The sequence below is a fragment of the Luteimonas sp. AC640a genome (genome assembly GCF_979256585.1).
Genome location: NZ_CEEDOV010000007.1, coordinates 59,626 through 76,101, shown reverse-complemented (window position 1 = coordinate 76,101; position 16,476 = coordinate 59,626). Strand labels below are relative to the sequence as shown.

The following is a 16,476-nucleotide window of genomic DNA, read 5'->3' as shown; positions in this document are numbered from 1 at the left end:
ATGGCCATTCCTGTTGCACGCGCCTCACGCGCCAGCGCGCGCCTACGCGATCAGGATCGCGCCCGTCACCAGTCCCAATGCGGCGCCGCCGATCACTTCGGACAGCGTATGCCGCGCCATCCGCAATCGCGCCCATCCAAGCAGCGGCAATGCGGCCAGCACAACGATCGCCGCAGCCGGCCACAGCGGCCACGCGGCGACGCCCGCGAACGACAGGCTGGCCATATGCAGCGAGAGCTTGATCCAGCGATTGGCGATGCCGGCCACGCACAGCATCGCGACCGCAGCGAGCACGCCGTTCGACGTCGCCGATGCACGGCCGCCCATCCACAGCCAGTAGGCACCGGCCACGAGCAGCGCAAGCGCGTACAACAGCGGGCGTTCCTGCGCCCGCGAGGCATCGACGGTCTGCCAGTGACCGCCGCGGCGACGCTGCCAGATGAAGGTCGACACGATTGCGATGGCGACGCCGATGCCGAACGCAGTGCGCGAAAGGGACGCAGGATCGACCCGCCACGCCGCCAGTAGCGCGAGCGCTGCCAGCACGAGGAAGGGATGCAGGACGATGGAGACGACGCGCGCAGCGGTTGTCGGAACGGAGGTTCGGCGCATCGCCCGATGTTAGCCGGCGCGCCGCGTCAGATGTGTTCCAGCGCCTCGGCCAGACGTTCGACGCCGATCACTTCCATGCCCTTGAAGCTGCCGGTCTTCGGCGCGTTCGCTTTCGCGACGATCGCGCGCTTGAAGCCGTGTGTCGCCGCTTCGCGCAAGCGCTCCTCGCCATTGGGCACGGGGCGGATCTCGCCGCTCAAGCCCACTTCGCCGAACGCGATGGTCTTGTCCGGCAACGGCGCATCGCGCAGCGACGACAGCACCGACAGCAGCACCGGCAGATCGGCCGCGGTTTCCTGCACGCGGATGCCGCCGACGACGTTGACGAACACGTCCTGGTCGCCGGTCATGATGCCGCCGTGGCGATGCAGCACCGCCAGCAGCATCGCCAGGCGATTGCCTTCCATGCCCACCGCGACGCGGCGCGGATTCGACAGCGGCGACGCATCGACCAGCGCCTGCACCTCGACCAGCAGCGGCCGCGTGCCTTCGCGCGTGACCATCACGCAGCTGCCGGGCTGCGGCGTGCTGCCGCCGGACAGGAAGATCGCCGACGGATTCGGCACTTCTTTCAGCCCCTTGTCGCCCATGGCGAACACGCCGAGTTCGTTGACTGCGCCGAAGCGGTTCTTGAACGCGCGCATGACCCGGAATCGGCTGCCGCTGTCGCCTTCGAAATACAGCACCGCATCGACCATGTGCTCCAGCACGCGCGGACCGGCGATGTCACCTTCCTTGGTCACGTGGCCGACGAGGAATACGGCGGTACCGGTTTCCTTGGCGTAGCGCACCAGACGCGCGGCAGATTCGCGCACCTGGCTCACCGAGCCCGGGGCGGCGGTCAGCGATTCGGTCCACAGCGTCTGGATGGAGTCGGCGATGATCAGCTTCGGGCGTAGTTCCGAGGCGTGCTGCAGGATGCGTTCGATGCCGGTCTCGGCCAGCGCGTGCAGGCCGTCGAGCGACAGCCCGAGCCGCACCGCGCGACCCGCGACCTGCGCCAGCGATTCCTCACCGGTGACGTAAAGGCCCGGCAGCGTGCCGGCCATCTGCGCCAGCGCCTGCAGCAGCAGCGTCGACTTGCCGATGCCCGGATCGCCGCCGACTAGCACCACGGCACCTTCGACCAGACCACCGCCCAGCACGCGATCGAACTCGCCGATGCCGGTCGACACGCGCACATCCTCGCCCTGTTGCACGTCCTTGAGCGCCATGACCTTGGGCGCATCGATCTTGCCGGCCCAGCCGCTGCGACGCGACGCGGGCGAACTGGCGGCGGCCGCGCTTTCGAGCACGATCTCGGAAATCGAATCCCAGGCGCCGCAGGCGCTGCACTGGCCCTGCCATTTGTTGAAATCGGCACCGCACTCGTTGCAGACGAAGGCGGTACGGGCTTTGGAAGCAGTCTTGGCCACGAGGTGTTTGCGAGAACGGAAGTCGCCGCAGCATAGCGGAGCCCGGTCGCAGCATCGGAGACCCGCCCCCGTGCGCGGACACCGGATTCGCCGCGCGCGTCGGCGTTGGCTCTACACTTTCCCGGCAGGTCTCCCACGACGACGCGAGCCGATCACGCTGGTGCCCTACTACGACGACATCGCCGATCACTCGCGCACGCCCGCGCTGCGCTTTGTGACCCGCATCCATCGCATGCGCATGCTCGGCACCGTGCTCTGCGCCGTGCCGATCGCATCGGTCCTGCACGAAACAGGTGTGCCTGCTTGGACCTGGGCGGCGCTGCTCTTCAATGCGCTGGTCTGGCCGCATATCGCCTGGCTGCTGGCGCGGCGCGCGCGCGACCCGGCGGCCGTCGAATATCGAAGCCTCGTGGTCGATGCCGCGGCCGGTGGCGTGTGGATCGCGATCATGGGCGTCAACCTGTTGCCGTCGGCCGTCTTGCTGACAGTCCTGAGCGCCGACCGATTCGCGGCCGGCGGCTGGCGCCTGCTGTCGCGCGCCTTGCCCACATTGCTCGCAGGTTTCGCGTTGACCTGGCTGGCGCTCGGCCAGCCGTTCGCGCCGGACACCTCGCTGCGCACCGTGCTCGCCTGTCTACCACTGATGTTCGGCTACCAGTTCGCACTGAGCGTGGTCACCTGGCGCCTCGGCCGCACGATTGCGCGGCAGAACCGCGAACTCGAACGCACCACGCGCACCGATGTCGCCAGCGATCTGCCCAACCGCCGTCACTTTGATGCGCGCGCCGCGCATGCGTTCAAGCTGTTCCAGCGCAGCGGGCGCCAGGCGGCGTTGCTGCTGATCGACATCGACCAGTTCAAGACCACCAACGATCGCTACGGCCACGGCATGGGCGACGTGGTGCTGCGGCGCGTGGGCGACGTGCTGCGCGACATTGCGAGCGGCGACGACGTGCCCGCGCGCTTTGGCGGCGACGAATTCGCGCTGCTGTTGACCTCCGCCGATCGCGAACTCGCGCGGTCGATCGCCGAGCGCGTGCGCCTGGGCGTGTCCGGTTTGACCTTCGAAGCCGAGCCCGGCCTGTCGTGCACGGTCAGCGTGGGTCTGGCTGAAACGCGCAGTGGACACACGACGCTCGCCGACTGGATCCGCACTGCCGACGCCGCGCTGTACCGCGCCAAAGCAGCGGGCCGCGATCGCGTCGAGATGGGCTGAGCGCCCAGGCAACACGAAGCGCAGACAAAAAAAGGCGACCCGAGGGTCGCCTTTTTCTTGAAGCTGGTGCCGGAAATAGGAATCGAACCTACGACCTACGCATTACGAATGCGCCGCTCTACCAACTGAGCTATTCCGGCTTGGGACGCGAATTCTAGGGAGCGCCGCGCCTGCGGTCAATCGACCAGTTGCAGGCGCAGTTCCTTGGGCAGGGCGAAGACCATGTTCTCCGGCTCACCCGACAGCTCGCGCAGGCCGTCTGCGCCGAGTTCGCGCAGGCGGTCGAGCACGCCCTGGACGAGGATGTCCGGGGCCGATGCACCGGCGGTGACGCGTAAGTGCCTGATAAGTGGGGTCTTAGCGGCCTCAGGAACAGTAAACCGTTCGCCACTATGTTTCACCCACTCGGGCAAGACGACACATTGAGATGAAAAGGCATGCAGCAAGATAGTGTCGCGCGGTAGATTCGCCTTAGACACCAATACGCTTGATAGCGACCACAAGAAGGGTTTGGTCAGGCTTGCCTGGGGTCGCGAACGGCATCTCCTCCCCTTCGATCGCACCGATCAGGGCCTGCCCCAAGGGGCTAGCTTCGGAGATGATCCCGTTATTCGGATCAAATCGGTCCTTGGCGATCAACACCGTGATCTCCTGCTCAGGCCTATGACTGGACAAGTTCCGATAGACCACGCTGTCGCCTACGCTCACTTCTGGGTGCGAGGTCTCGGACAGCAGCTCCTCCAGGGTCGCGTTCGCCTGCTCCACCTGCTCCTGAGTCGGCTCCGAGAAATCGTCTTCGGAGGAAGCCGACTGCGGATCCACTAGGACCGTAAGCGACGGATCAACTTCCAGTGCTTTCAGTTCTTCAAGGAAGCTCACGAGGCGCGACATTTCCCGCTTTGGATTGCGGAACCACTCAGTTGACCAGATGCGCCAGATCTTGCCCTTCCAGCCCATGCTCTCAAGGATTTCTTGGCGGATCCGATCGCGATCGCGGACGGTGATCCCCGAGTGATACGTAGCGCCGTCGCATTCGATCGCCGCGAGGAACAAGTGCGGGTACCGCGGATGGCGGACACCGATATCAATGCGGAAATTCGCAACTCCCACCTGAGGTACGCAGTCGTACCCAAGCTGCTGGAGAGCCTGAATCACCGACTCTTCGAACTCCGACTCGGGTTGACCGCCAGTCACCTCACCCAGATCGTGGTTCAGACGGCCAGTCTCGGCGTAGAGCAAGTAGTCGCGCAGAGCCCTAGTGCCTCTAGGCGTTCCGACGCCCACCACGATATCCGTGTGCTTCATTGAGGTGATAAGCAGTACAGATGACTTTGCGCGGGTGAACAAGACGTTCAACCGGCGCCAACCACCGTCTTGGCTTATAGGCCCGAAATGCTGGTGAACACGGCCTGTGCCGGGCGGCGGGCCATAGGTGGTCGAAATCATGATGGTGTCGCGCTCATCGCCTTGGACGTTCTCCAGGTTCTTGACGAAGATGTCCTGACCGTCATCCTTCCATTTGTCCCTGTACTCCGCAGCGCCAGGAACGGACTTCAAGCGCTCTTCCATCAACTCCGCGATCAAGTCGCGCTGCCGGATATTGAGTGCAACAACACCCAGCGATAGATCGCCGTTATGGAGGATATGGTCCACCACAGCATCTACGACGGCAGCGGCCTCGCGCGCATTTGTCTGGCTCTCATACACCGCATTCTTGACCAGATGCGAGCGGACACCAAGACCACGCGAACGAGGGTATGGAGACGGGAAAACGATGAGCTTCCCGTCGTAGAACTGCTTGTTCGAAAACGCGATCAAGCTCTCGTGTCGCGAACGGTAGTGCCACCGGAGAGAACGAATTGGACGGAAGTGGCTGCTTGCCAGATCCAAGATTGACTCCGCATCCTCCGCAACCGCAGTGGATTGAGCGTCCTCTTCCGTCTGCATGCGCGAAAAGAACGACGTAGGCGGCAACTGCTTAGGATCGCCGACCACAACAAGCTGCTTTCCGCGCGCAATAGCACCGATGGCCTGTTCTGGTCTCATCTGCGACGCTTCGTCCATGATGACAACGTCAAACATCTCGGGCGCAGCGTGCAGGTACTGCGCCACAGCCTGAGGCCCCATCATAAAGCACGGCTTCAATTGTTGGATCGACGTACCTGCTCTCTTGATGAGATCGCGCAACGCAATACGAGGCCTTGCTTGCGGAAGCAGGTGCTGGATCAGACTCATCTCAGTCTTATCCGCCACGCGTGTACCGCTGACCCCAGGAACTGTCCTGGCGGAGCGTGTGTTCTTGTGGCTGATCTGTTTGCCACGCAGTGATACAAGAGTCCGATCCAGTTCTGAATACTCTGCCCGTACTGCGGTATGGACGGATCCGCTGAAGTTCTGTAATGCGGGCGTCTTGCGGAAAAGTGCATCTGCGATCGAGGCGTAAAAACGGTACAAGAACGCATCTACCAACAGACTGCTCGGCAGACCTTCATCCTCCATCTTGAGGACAAAGGGCTCTAAGCCAGCTTCTTCACACGCAGCTCTATGGTGTACGTACAACGACCACGGTATTAGACCGTCAATGTTCTCAAGAGCGAACTTGATCCGTGCCAGGGTTCGCTCTGAGCCAGCCGATGAACCGTCGGAACCCAGCAGCCACTTTTCGATGTTCAAAGCACCGTGAGGCTTGAGTTCGAGGAGTTTGCTACGCAGGTCATCAGACGCATCACGGAAACGCACTACGGACTGCTTCAAGTCTTCGAGCACAGATCGAACAGATGGCGTCCAGAGTTGCTGCTTTGACTGTATGGGCAAGCAACTATCGAACACCGCCTGCCCGAACTTCACCGCTGCCATGATGGCTGGCAGATCTTCCCGGAACCTCGACGTCCTACTGCCTAGCAGCGCCTTCAATTCGGGCGACTCTGCAATCTGCTTCGATCTGACAAACAGCTCTTGAGCCTGATCGACCAGATCGTAGGCCTGATCCAATGTGGCAGCGCCATGAATGGCGCCAGCCAAATCAGTCGACACAACACGCAATTGCGCAATCAACTCATCTGATGCAGCGAGGCGGGAACTCCAATCGTCCGTCCCTGACCCACCACTTAGTAGCGGGAAGAACGCAGCTATCCAGTCGGAAAGTTCAACAAGCGCTGCGATTTGTGCGCTCAACTGCGCTTGCATGGATGCGTGCGAAATGAGTACCGATCGATCGACAGCGAGTGGATTGAGCGATGCTTCGCTTACATTGAGCTGCGACAAACTCTCGTCGGCATCTGAGAGCCACTTGGCAACCTTAATGGCATCTTCTAGTGGAAAATCCTTGGGCAGCGGCGATACACCCGTCGTCCGGGTAAGCAGCACAGAATTGGCCCAGTCGCTCCAGCCCTTGCGAAGCTCGGCAAGCTCTTCAAGTTCCGCCAGACGTTGTGAAGCCGGCACCTTTTCCTTGTTCCGAGACAAGGTGCGATGTGCGCGGATCGCAGCACGCCAAGGCTTCTGAAAAATTCGGTACCACGCATCACCCTCACGCAGTACCAAGATCCACTGACGCAACTCGGCGTCGTCAGGGGCTTGATCCATATAAAAACGCTGTCCTACACGATCCTCGATTGACTGAAGCCGATCACGATCAGCACTTCCCTTAGCCAAGATCTCGACAGATGAGCACTTTGCCAGTTCGGCCGAACGCATGTGTAGATGAGATAGTGGTGCAGCGGCGCAAACATCGATGACCGCTATGAGCTGTCTGTCGCCTTGAATTGAATTCTGTGCAACTCCGACTGACTCAGCCGCTGCGTTCAGAGCTTGGCGCGCTGGCGTCGCTACTTTCACCAAGGTCTCTAGCCTTGGCAAGTGATCCGCAAGCTCAGCGACAGTGCAATCGTTCAGGCCATTGGATCGTACGAAACTCTTGGCAGATGGGGTTGTTCTGGACTGTTCCGCCTTCTTGTAATCGACCTTGCTAGCGGTGGCGGCTTCAAGCTCAATGATCCTTTGCAAGGATGCGTCGTTCTTGGCAAGGACATTCAGCGCATTGTTCTGTGCAGACTCATCAGTTCCGAAGATTGCCGGCAACACGTCAACGACCGCGTCTTCGCTCAAGAGCGAGCTCAAGTTGTCGATCAAACGGATCAGGTCTGAAGGGTTGCCCAACTGTTTCGGCGCGCCTTCATGTATCCCATAACTTGCAACAAGCTGGTCGCCCGCCTCCACAGCCTCCTTAGCGTGCTTGGATGCCTCCTGAAAGATCTTCGCGATCGCCAGATCGTCGCCTGGCGAAAGACTGTCGGGATAGAAGCCCCAGAACGGGCTTCCGACTCCGAACTGACTAATGTCGCCGAATACTTGCGCTAAGGCTGCTATGTGGCTCCGGTGCTTTTCAAGGATCGTCGTGTTTGACGAAGGCGCCGTAGCCACCGAAACACGGAGCAAATTTTCGCTGTGATCGCCCAGCTTGACCCGATGTTGTTCAGCGCGCCAAAGGACTTGATGAATTGTCAGGCCGAGTTGATTGCCGGTGGCCGCGTTCAAAATTCGGGCGTACTGATCGAGCTTCTGTTTGCGATCGGTCAGCCTGGCAGCGGTGATATCGAGCGCTGCAGGTGGCGCCGTCCTCATATCCAGCCGGTTCTCAAGAGCCTCTAGAACTTGGCGCTTGTTCGTCTTGTTTGAATGGAGTTCGAGCAAAAACGGATCCAAGCCAGCAGCTTGAAGTCGGCGCTGTACGACTTGAAGTGCCGTCAGCTTCTCGGCCACGAACAACACAGACTTCCCTGCATGAAGGCAGGCAGCGATGATGTTGGTGATCGTCTGGGACTTACCAGTTCCCGGCGGCCCCTCGATAACTAATGACTTTCCGGCCATAACATCGACAATGGCGCTGTGCTGAGAGCTGTCCGCATCGAAGATCAAGGGGAGATCAGCGGCAGACATGCGATCCAGATCGTATTCCGGCGCATAGCCGGATCCAGCGAACTCATCACCGCCAGTGAAAATCTGCTTGATCACGGGGTGGGACAGCAGCCTTGACTGGCCTTCTTCGTCCTCCCAATTCTCCGGATCAAGATCACGGATCAGCAGCATATTGCCGAAGGAAAGCAACGCGAGCGTCATGCTGCGACGTACCTTCCAAAGCGGACGCTTCTCGATGAGCTTTTCGATCTGCTGAAGATACTGCTCGATGCCCTCCTCCTCATCAGGGAACTCGGGCAACGTAAAGGCGTGATCCCTCTTCAACTTCTCACGAAGCGACAGGTTTTCCTGAACTTCTTCACCTGTGTAAGCCATGTTGAACATGACCTGGTGTACCTGTTGAACGGCTGAGAGCCTGACAGGCACGCACACAAGCGGCGCAGAAAACACCTTGTCGGATCCGGGGCTTTCCGTGTAGTCCAGGCAACCCAGCACCACATACAGCATGTTGGCGCCAGTCTCTTCTAACGCCGATCTCGCTTCACGATCGATCTTGCGGAAATGCTTCGCCAGATCTTCGTTGTAGTACTGGACGCGGGCGATCTTGGCATCACTCCGCTGACCAAGGGCCTCTTCAAGAGCGATGTTCAACCCAAGGTTTGCCGCATGCTCCTTGGCTTCAGGCTTGACCATCCTGTCATGCTTTACCACCCACTCATCGCGGCTCGGATCAGGCACAGGCACGATTTGGACACCTGCCAGACCATCGCCGGTCAGTCGGCGGAACGTCTCATCTAGCCTTCCAGGGACCACGGACAGAGACTTGCCAGCTGTGATCTTGAAGTTAAGCAGGCGGTTCCGCGCAGTCAGGTCTAGCAGTCGATGGCGCAGCCTCCGCAGCACTTCGGGGATTGAGAGGGTGCCGTCTTTGGCATCTTCGATACTTGTATCCATGAGTGGCCTCAGCAACCTACAACGCGACTTGCGACATGAAAGAAGACGCCGGCTGAGCGGTGCAAATCCGCGCGAACCTGAGGAATGGTGTGGTGGTTCCCCATCAAAAAACGATCTTTCGCCTCGATCGGCGAATTATGCAACACGGCTCTCAGCCTTTGGGCGCGACTGGCCGGACTCAATGATTAGACAGAGCCACCTCGGGAGGAGCTTTGCAGGAGGATGTCCAATTCGGATGCGCGTGCGACGGCGCGCAAGCCCCTGTTAGTCCTACGACCTCAATTTCGAGGTGGTAGCGAGCCAGATCTCAGCACTTCACGCACTACGCCTGCCCCTGCTTCGAAGTTCAAACCACACCATCTCGACCTTGTTCTAGTAATCGATAAACAGGATTGTTGAAAATGACGCTGCAAAACCGTGCGACTTAGCTTCGCAGCGAACAATGACGGCGCACTGTGGCCTTATGCTTACTCGCTCCTCTTCCGGCTGCGCGGCCTCGCCTTCTTAGGCGATTCCATCAAACTCGCATGAGAGCAGTAGACCCACAGAGCAAGAACGCAGAGACCCACGAGAAGCAACAGAAGAAGTGCGCCGAAAGGGTTGGCCTCCAGCGCTACCACCAGAGTTGCGATATCAGGCACGCGCAGCGAGATAAGCTCAACGAACTTAGGCATCCTCGTCTCCCAAGTCGTCTGCGGAACCTACGTGGGTTGCACGCTCCACAAACGCGACGTGCTGATCTTTGGTAATGAGGCCTTCGGCCTGGAGCTGCTTGACGATCTTGAAAGGGTTGCGAAGCAGCACCCACTGGAACGGGCCACGAGGGCCTTTCGCGTAGTCGATGAAACCCATGTCTTTCAGCGTCTTCATGTGAGACCTGAACGTGGTGCGGTTCCTTTCGCCTCCATAACCTGCTTCGTAAGCCGCAGCCTCCTCGCTGTCGACCCGGACAATTCCGTCTCCGTATCCATGCAGCCAAAGGACGAGATAAGTCCGCCCGGCAGGAACAGCTTTACCCGACTGACGCTTGGAGACGTCATTGATCATGCTCATGACCAAAGACAAGACGCGCGGCACCTGTGCGAACCCGACCCTCTTCTTCTCGCTCGTCGACCAAACATCTTCCGGCTGAAGGTTCGGCCAGAGCTCGTCGCGGATCTTCAGAGCAGCCTCGCGGGCCTTGTTCTTCCGGACTGCCGCAGCCTTCGCCGGCGCCTTGGCAGGGTCTTTAGCGCCGGGCGAGGGCGGCGGCGGCGTCGTCGGCGGCGGCGGCGGGCCGGAAACCGCAGTAGGTGGAGTAGTGGTTGCCATGGAATTCTCGCTTCAGGAGTTGATCTCAGTCTCCTCTAGTTCTTCCTCCACAACAAGCACTTAGATCCATTCACTGACCGAGTAGTCGTCATTTCGACGCAAGTTCAAGAAGTGAATTGCAGCGAAATCTGACTACCCGAATCTCTATATGAGCGAAAAATCCCGCCAAATAGCAGCAAGCATATGATTTTAAAGGGTAAAAGTGGAGTTCCGTAGTATCACCGTATCTGCGTATCTCTCGTATCGCCGTATCGCCGTATCGCCGAGGGGTCCGGGGAGGATGCGCGCTGACCGGCTTCGACCGCTTCAATCCGATTTCGATCGTCTCCCACAGCATCTTGTGGAAGGCGGCTCGAGCAAGCGCAAGGATTGGAGATGGCAGTGGCTCTTCCCCAACTTCCACTAATGGTCGGCCGGTGTACTTGGAAGATGGACTGGAAGCTCACAACGAAGCCGATCCGAACTACCAAACGCACTGACCTCTATGCCAGGTAAGCGCCGCATCGCTAACACGAAGTTCGACGTCACATGCCTCGTGGATGCGGGTCCCATGCAGACCTTCGTACTCGGTCCCGGCGAGCGTCGGCGAAACAAGGACTCTTCTTGTTTCTGGCTCGATGGTGATTAGGCACATGTCGAAGAGAGTATGGACATCTGCCCGCAACAGCAGACCGTTAGCGCACGTATTCGTCATCGCCCCCTTGTAGGGAACTACGTGAGCAGCCTCCAATATCTCCACGACTGGGCAGCCTGTCAGGGCGCACCTTCGGCCGTAGGTAGCTAGAAGAGCTCTTCTAAAGGCCGGCTGGCCGCGCCTTCGTACGATGGCGCCCCAGGCGCGATCACGCGCGTCGGTAATGCTTGTCGGATCGAATTCGCCTTGAGTCGATGCAACGGACGCGCCGTCTGCCAATCCGGACTGGACAGGATCGACAATGCGCCTCACAGAGAGCCTTCGCTGTTCGTCTAGGAATATTTCCCACACCCCATGCACTGCGGGCACGTAGATCTCAAATGTCGCTCCAATGCCCTCCCCGACCTTGAACAACCTATCGCATGCGTTTCCTTCGTCCGTGCGGCGAGGGCTCTTGTTCTGTACGTACGATGTTCTAGAAGGCGAGTTCACTGACAGCATGTAGAGATCTGAAGCGTTTTTTTCGTTGTACGTTGGGTAGCGATCAACGATCCACTTCACCGCCTCCGCAGATCCAGCGCTACCCAGACTCTGGACCGCATCTACTACTAGCTCCCGAGTGCGCTTGCTCCCATGCTTGAATTTTCCTGTGGCCGCCCTTGAAAGGCTGAACCTTGCCGGGTTCGTTCCTTCGTGAGTTCCGTAGTTGAAGCGCCCCTCGTATCTGAAGCCGGCGCCCTGGTACTGCTTCTTGCTCTCTCGATAGAAGACAAGCAGTTCTTCGCCACGCTTCTGATGCTCAACGATTAGATGATCCGTTCGGCCAGCAGTCTGTCCATCCATATGAAGCACATCCCCATCCAACCTATCCTGATAGGGGGTTCGATCGGATGACTTGTCACGCGTTATAAAAAGCCACACTGACCGATGACCGTTTGGCTTAAAAATCCCATTGTTGATAGTTGCATCAACGATCTCAAATTTATTCTTGAGCTCTTCTCGCGTGTAGGTCGAGCCAACCTTTAAGAAACTTGAGGTAACCACGTCCAACACTTGGCGCGAGGGCAGTTCGTTCAGATGAACGACATTAAGGCGTAGATGCTCTACAGCTGCTTTCACCTGATCAGTGCTGTATGACGCCGGCTTCTGATTCGTTGCAAGTGCATAGAGGTATTTGAGAGGAACCACGCGTCCATCGTCGCGCCTAACGAACCAATGACTCGGAGCCTCTCGCCACGGCCGCTCACCATCGAAATAGCGCTTATGAGCCTGCTCAAGCTGATCTTGCGTTGGCCTCTCGATCACGCCCCCCTCCATCGATTCTGATTCGAACATGGCTCTGGGCCACCTGAATGCGCTTTCGCTGGCCCTGCGACAGAAGAACTGCTCTGCCCCATCCGCATTTGCTCTAGTCGATGAACGGTTAGAGCTTCCCTAAGGCATCCTAGTCTCGGCCTGTGGGAGGGTGAGAGCTGCGCATAGTCGATGCCACGCTTCATACCAGGCGAATCCAATTTTTTTCCTTAGAAATCATATATTTATGATACTACTTCCCAGCCCCGCTTTGCGCAGTAAGCGCCTCATAAGCCGGCCGTGCCTTACGCCTCAAGCGCTCTAGGAAGCGCCCTGGGGCGCACCCTTTACCCAGCGCTACCTCGCTAGCTCCCCCACCCTGGAGCGCGCTCACAGGCGCATTCAGCGCAGCCAGGATCTTGAGCAAGTGCTGCACGTGGAGCCGGCCTCACGCTCGCGAACACACCACTTATCAACCATTCAGCTTTCGAAGTGATATGAGCTCGCCCCACGGTATGCATAGAGGACTTCCAATGGAGCTCTCTAATGAACCACATACCACCTAGAACACGTACTTCAAGCGGCAAACGCGTTTCGCTCAAACGTCAGCACAAGACCGATGGCTTGCTTCGACAGAAGCGTCTGCTAGACGCGCGCCGTCACCCGTCAGAAGGAAAATTGCTTCTAGAGCAATGCAGGGTGCTGCAGGACATCATCAAACCGGAGCTGCTCACAGAGGAGCCTGAGTTGTTGAAGACCCGTTGGCCCGAGTACGGATACCTCTCCGCGTTTGAGGCGACTGAGGAATTCACGCGAACCTATGTCGAGCTATATGCAGAGCTTCGAACCAGGTTCGTGGATTCAGACGCTCATCGTTGCCCCGTTGAGGCGGACTTCGCACTCAACGAGCCGGGCACAATGAATGCTCTGTTCGCTGCTCGCCAGTTCGCAGATGCCCTGGGACTTCCCTACCCGGGATTTATCCGAGCGCTTTCAAAGAGCCTGCTCACGGACGGCATGTACCGTCGAGTACCCTTGCCGAATCACCTCTATCCAGCAGCTGGGGACACTGAGTCCAGAGCTCTTCGCCATGCCGTTCGGCTTCGTGATCAGTTTTTGGAAGCACGTGGCGCCGCGTTTCAGGCAAGTTGGGATCCACGCCTTCTAGCAAAAAACTACCGGGGCGATCCTGCACAGCAGCGGGCAATTGATTTCATGGTTGAGCAGGCAAAGCGGGTGTCTTACACACCCCTTCTCAAGGCTTGGCTTCTCTCAGGATGGATCAATCCTTCGACCGCCCGAATACATTTCAGCCCAGAAACGAGCGAGATCGCAATCAAGGACGCCGGCCCTCTGTTAGATGAGGCGCCTACTGAAGGCTTGCAGCCCTACCGACCACACTGCCTCGGTCTATACAGATCAGAAGTGGTTGCCTGTGCTTCGTGCCCTTGGAAGGACAAATGCGAAACTCTGGTCAGCTACGCTCAGCAAGAGCAGATGCGACTGACCGGCTATGCAAATAGGAGCCAACGATTGCGCGCGGGTGCTAGAGAACGGCAACGCAGGAAGCGTCTCTGTGACAAGTCAGCCCGATCCGCCAATGTTATGCCCGACGAGCCCGAACGACCTCCTATCCCGAGCTGAACTCCGAGAGCGTGACGTCACGCACCCTAAATACTTATATATATATATCAATAGTATTAGTAATACCTAGGGTGCGTGACGGAGCTGCATTTGCTTAGGAGGACCGGGGAGCTCGGTTTCAGTGACTTTCGACTACAAGGTGCCGCCACCTCCCTTCCGTCGGTTGTGACTGCGGCTGGCATCCGCGCGTACCTCCGGGCGCCTCAAGCGGGCCTGCAGTCAGGCGTCGACGGTTGGAAATCGACTAGCGCATAGGGCGCGAGCTACGGTGAAGGGAGGTTAGAGCTCGCACGCATGTGAAGCTCGCGAGATGCGAACGTGCGCGTGGCGAACATGGCCACTCGGAGCCGTACGCAGCCGCCTGCGTGCAGAGGGCTGCGGGCAAGTTGAGCTCAATGAGAAATTTATCGAGCTCAAGGACTCCCGCTGCTGCTGCTCAAGGGTCCTTGTACGCCTTCATACAGGGGCCGATCGTCCAGCACGAGCCTTATAGACGGGGTGCTCAATCGCCCTAGCGACGTTTGATATCCATCGAATGGGACGCTGACGACACACTAGACAAGCGCTTTCAACGCGGTTTGTTTGCGGTTTAGTGCAGCGATCCCGCCACTGACCGCCTGACCATCAGGCAGGCTGATCCTTCGCTTGCACAGAGACGCCTGCCGGACCCTATTGCGCATTGAATAATTTGGGTTATATTTCGTACACCTAATTGCAGTGGTGCCCTTATGCTGTCGAGAGATGAAGCTGCAGAGCTGCTCAATGAGTTCATGCCCGCCCTCCGCTTGATCGTGCTCGAAGCCTGGGACGAATGGCTCAGCTCAGGCAAAAGGGGCGTATGGAGCACCAATCGCGGTCGGGCTGTCTTTGTGTGGGAAGAGATGATGGTCCGTGCGAAGGAGGCGTTCAGCATTACCGAACGCGTTCGGATCCATCGACATCGAGAGACCTTCGTTTTCGTGGTTGACGATCGGGTGCTGTTCCGGATTAAAAAAGGTGACTCCGAAGGCTTCAGCCGAAATTACCCCACGTCTGCGGCGCTTGATTTCCTTGATCCTGAGCAAGAACTGCCGGGGCTCCCTCAAGTCGAACGACTGGACCTCGTGTATCAGCTCAATCACCTGGAAGACGCGATAGCAGACATCCAGCTGATCGCTCGCTACCGCGAAAGTATTCGCTGGACGCTCTCACTCTTGGACGGCGAGTCCGGCCAGAATGTTGTTCATCTTCCCATCGTCCCCGCTAAGCCACCAATCGCCCCTAGCACGATGGTTCGCGTAAAATCCGAGATCGCTAAGAAGTCTGAAGAACAAGAATGAGCCCACCCTCTGCCAACGCTTCCTTGCTGAAGGTCGCGCGACAGGCACGGGGGAAGAATCAGAAGGACCTGGCTGCAGCTTCCGGCATTACGCAGGCGGCTGTGTCAAAGCTGGAAGCAGGTGTGATCCAGCCTACTCAAGAGGTGCTTGAGCGGCTCGCTCATGCTCTCTCCTTCCCCGTGTCACTGTTTTATGTGACTGATCCAATGTTTGGTGTGCCGATCAGCGTTAGCTATCGGAAACGCGCAAGCGTGGGTTCTCGTGCGGTCGAACAGATAGAAGCTGAAGTCAACTTCAGGCTGATGCATCTTCGACGACTGTTAGCGTCTATTGACTACCAACCTGAGCTCGGTTTCCCGCAGTTTGATGTTGATGAGTACGGAGGGCTGGGTGCCCGAGTGGCTGAACTCGTCCGGAGGCATTGGTACGTTCCGAGCGGCCCGCTCCCCGACCTGACAACACTTGCCGAACGTGCCGGCTGCATCGTGTTGCCCTGCGCTTTCGAGGCAGTCGGCGTGGATGGCTTAACTCTTCATCCTCCAGGACTTCCAGTCTGTGTGTTTCTCAATGAAGCGATGCCTGGCGACCGGCAACGCTTCACTCTCGCGCATGAGTTGGGTCACGCGATCATGCATCGCCACCCCAATCCAGACATGGAACAGCAAGCCGATGATTTCGCTTCTGAGCTCCTCATGCCAGCCCGTGAAATACGAACTGCATTTGCGGATGGAGTGACGCTTCCGAGGATCGCAGCACTGAAGCCCGTGTGGCGCGTTTCAATGGGTGCTCTCTTGATGCGCGCGAAGCGCCTCGGATGTCTTACTGAAAGCCAGAGCTCATATCTGTGGCGCCAAATGAGCAAGCTTGGCTACCGCACGAGGGAGCCTGTAGAAGTACCCGCTGAAAGACCTTCGGTTTTCTCCTCGATCTTGCAAGCCCACTTGGGCGAGCTTGGCTACGGAATGGAAGAGCTTGGCAAGCTTCTACACATGCAACCTGAGGAACTGAAGGTCAAATATGGTATCGGTCACGAGGCAGCGCGCCTTCGCATCGTTCGTTAAAGCTCCGTCTCAGCGCGCATTCAACCAGCCGGCTAGCGCTTATCTGACCTAGGTGCACCCGCTTAGCGAAGCCGCCTATTCAGAGCCTAAGGCGCGACGA

9 protein-coding genes, 1 tRNA gene and 1 pseudogene are annotated in these 16,476 nt (G+C 58.6%); 4 read left to right on the top strand and 7 right to left on the bottom strand.

All coding sequences use genetic code 11. The features are described 5' to 3' along the window. Positions 1 to 42: 42 nt before the first annotated feature. Both ACZ9YD_RS04440 and radA read right to left on the bottom strand, forming a co-directional pair. Positions 43 to 612 carry a hypothetical protein gene (locus ACZ9YD_RS04440; protein WP_465073938.1) on the bottom strand — a complete coding sequence of 190 codons (570 nt, stop codon included), beginning with the start codon at positions 610 to 612 and terminating at the stop codon, positions 43 to 45. A 26-nt stretch (positions 613 to 638) separates the two neighbouring features. After that, complete coding sequence (radA, locus tag ACZ9YD_RS04435) at positions 639 to 2,027, bottom strand: DNA repair protein RadA (RefSeq protein ID WP_465073937.1); 1,389 nt, start codon at positions 2,025 to 2,027, stop codon at positions 639 to 641. 160 nt (positions 2,028 to 2,187) lie between these two features. On the opposite strand from radA, the gene ACZ9YD_RS04430 reads away from it, so the two are divergent. Further along, positions 2,188 to 3,243: a diguanylate cyclase gene (locus ACZ9YD_RS04430; protein ID WP_465073936.1), complete on the top strand. Its 1,056-nt coding sequence runs from the start codon at positions 2,188 to 2,190 to the stop codon at positions 3,241 to 3,243. Between the two features lie 64 nt (positions 3,244 to 3,307). On the opposite strand, the gene ACZ9YD_RS04425 is transcribed toward ACZ9YD_RS04430, so the two are convergent. From ACZ9YD_RS04425 to ACZ9YD_RS04405, 5 genes and pseudogenes are all read right to left on the bottom strand, one after another. Beyond that, positions 3,308 to 3,383 (bottom strand) — tRNA-Thr (locus tag ACZ9YD_RS04425). A 36-nt stretch (positions 3,384 to 3,419) separates the two neighbouring features. Continuing rightward, positions 3,420 to 3,587 (bottom strand): annotated as a pseudogene (ispH, locus tag ACZ9YD_RS04420) (4-hydroxy-3-methylbut-2-enyl diphosphate reductase); the annotation flags it as partial. 127 nt (positions 3,588 to 3,714) lie between these two features. Continuing rightward, entirely contained in the window at positions 3,715 to 9,114 is a 5,400-nt protein-coding gene (locus ACZ9YD_RS04415) for a DUF4011 domain-containing protein (RefSeq protein WP_465073935.1), read from the bottom strand. Between the two features lie 666 nt (positions 9,115 to 9,780). Then, on the bottom strand, positions 9,781 to 10,425 hold the full coding sequence (locus tag ACZ9YD_RS04410) for a hypothetical protein (RefSeq protein ID WP_465073934.1): 645 nt from the start codon (positions 10,423 to 10,425) through the stop codon (positions 9,781 to 9,783). 463 nt (positions 10,426 to 10,888) lie between these two features. Then, on the bottom strand, positions 10,889 to 12,394 hold the full coding sequence (locus ACZ9YD_RS04405) for an HNH endonuclease (protein ID WP_465073933.1): 1,506 nt from the start codon (positions 12,392 to 12,394) through the stop codon (positions 10,889 to 10,891). 504 nt (positions 12,395 to 12,898) lie between these two features. Between ACZ9YD_RS04405 and ACZ9YD_RS04400 the strand changes: the two genes are divergently transcribed. The 3 genes from ACZ9YD_RS04400 (at position 12,899) to ACZ9YD_RS04390 (ending at position 16,376) form a co-directional block, all read left to right on the top strand. Then, positions 12,899 to 13,996, top strand: coding sequence for a hypothetical protein (locus tag ACZ9YD_RS04400; protein ID WP_465073932.1), 1,098 nt, complete (start codon positions 12,899 to 12,901; stop codon positions 13,994 to 13,996). 728 nt (positions 13,997 to 14,724) lie between these two features. Next, the gene (locus ACZ9YD_RS04395; protein WP_465073931.1) at positions 14,725 to 15,315 is read left to right on the top strand and encodes a hypothetical protein; all 591 of its coding nucleotides are present in this window, start codon (positions 14,725 to 14,727) and stop codon (positions 15,313 to 15,315) included. Then, positions 15,312 to 16,376: a helix-turn-helix domain-containing protein gene (locus tag ACZ9YD_RS04390; RefSeq protein ID WP_465073930.1), complete on the top strand. Its 1,065-nt coding sequence runs from the start codon at positions 15,312 to 15,314 to the stop codon at positions 16,374 to 16,376. The genes ACZ9YD_RS04395 and ACZ9YD_RS04390 overlap by 4 nt, the downstream gene beginning before the upstream one ends. Positions 16,377 to 16,476 lie beyond the last annotated feature (100 nt).

What these genes read in the sequence shown, in the direction of transcription:
- ACZ9YD_RS04440 (WP_465073938.1), bottom strand. Translation starts at nt 612, where the DNA reads ATGCGCCGAACCTCCGTTCCGACAACCGCTGCGCGCGTCGTCTCCATC.
- ACZ9YD_RS04415 (WP_465073935.1), bottom strand. Translation starts at nt 9,114, where the DNA reads ATGGATACAAGTATCGAAGATGCCAAAGACGGCACCCTCTCAATCCCC.
- ACZ9YD_RS04410 (WP_465073934.1), bottom strand. Translation starts at nt 10,425, where the DNA reads ATGGCAACCACTACTCCACCTACTGCGGTTTCCGGCCCGCCGCCGCCG.
- ACZ9YD_RS04405 (WP_465073933.1), bottom strand. Translation starts at nt 12,394, where the DNA reads ATGTTCGAATCAGAATCGATGGAGGGGGGCGTGATCGAGAGGCCAACG.
- ACZ9YD_RS04400 (WP_465073932.1), top strand. Translation starts at nt 12,899, where the DNA reads ATGAACCACATACCACCTAGAACACGTACTTCAAGCGGCAAACGCGTT.
- ACZ9YD_RS04395 (WP_465073931.1), top strand. Translation starts at nt 14,725, where the DNA reads ATGCTGTCGAGAGATGAAGCTGCAGAGCTGCTCAATGAGTTCATGCCC.
- ACZ9YD_RS04390 (WP_465073930.1), top strand. Translation starts at nt 15,312, where the DNA reads ATGAGCCCACCCTCTGCCAACGCTTCCTTGCTGAAGGTCGCGCGACAG.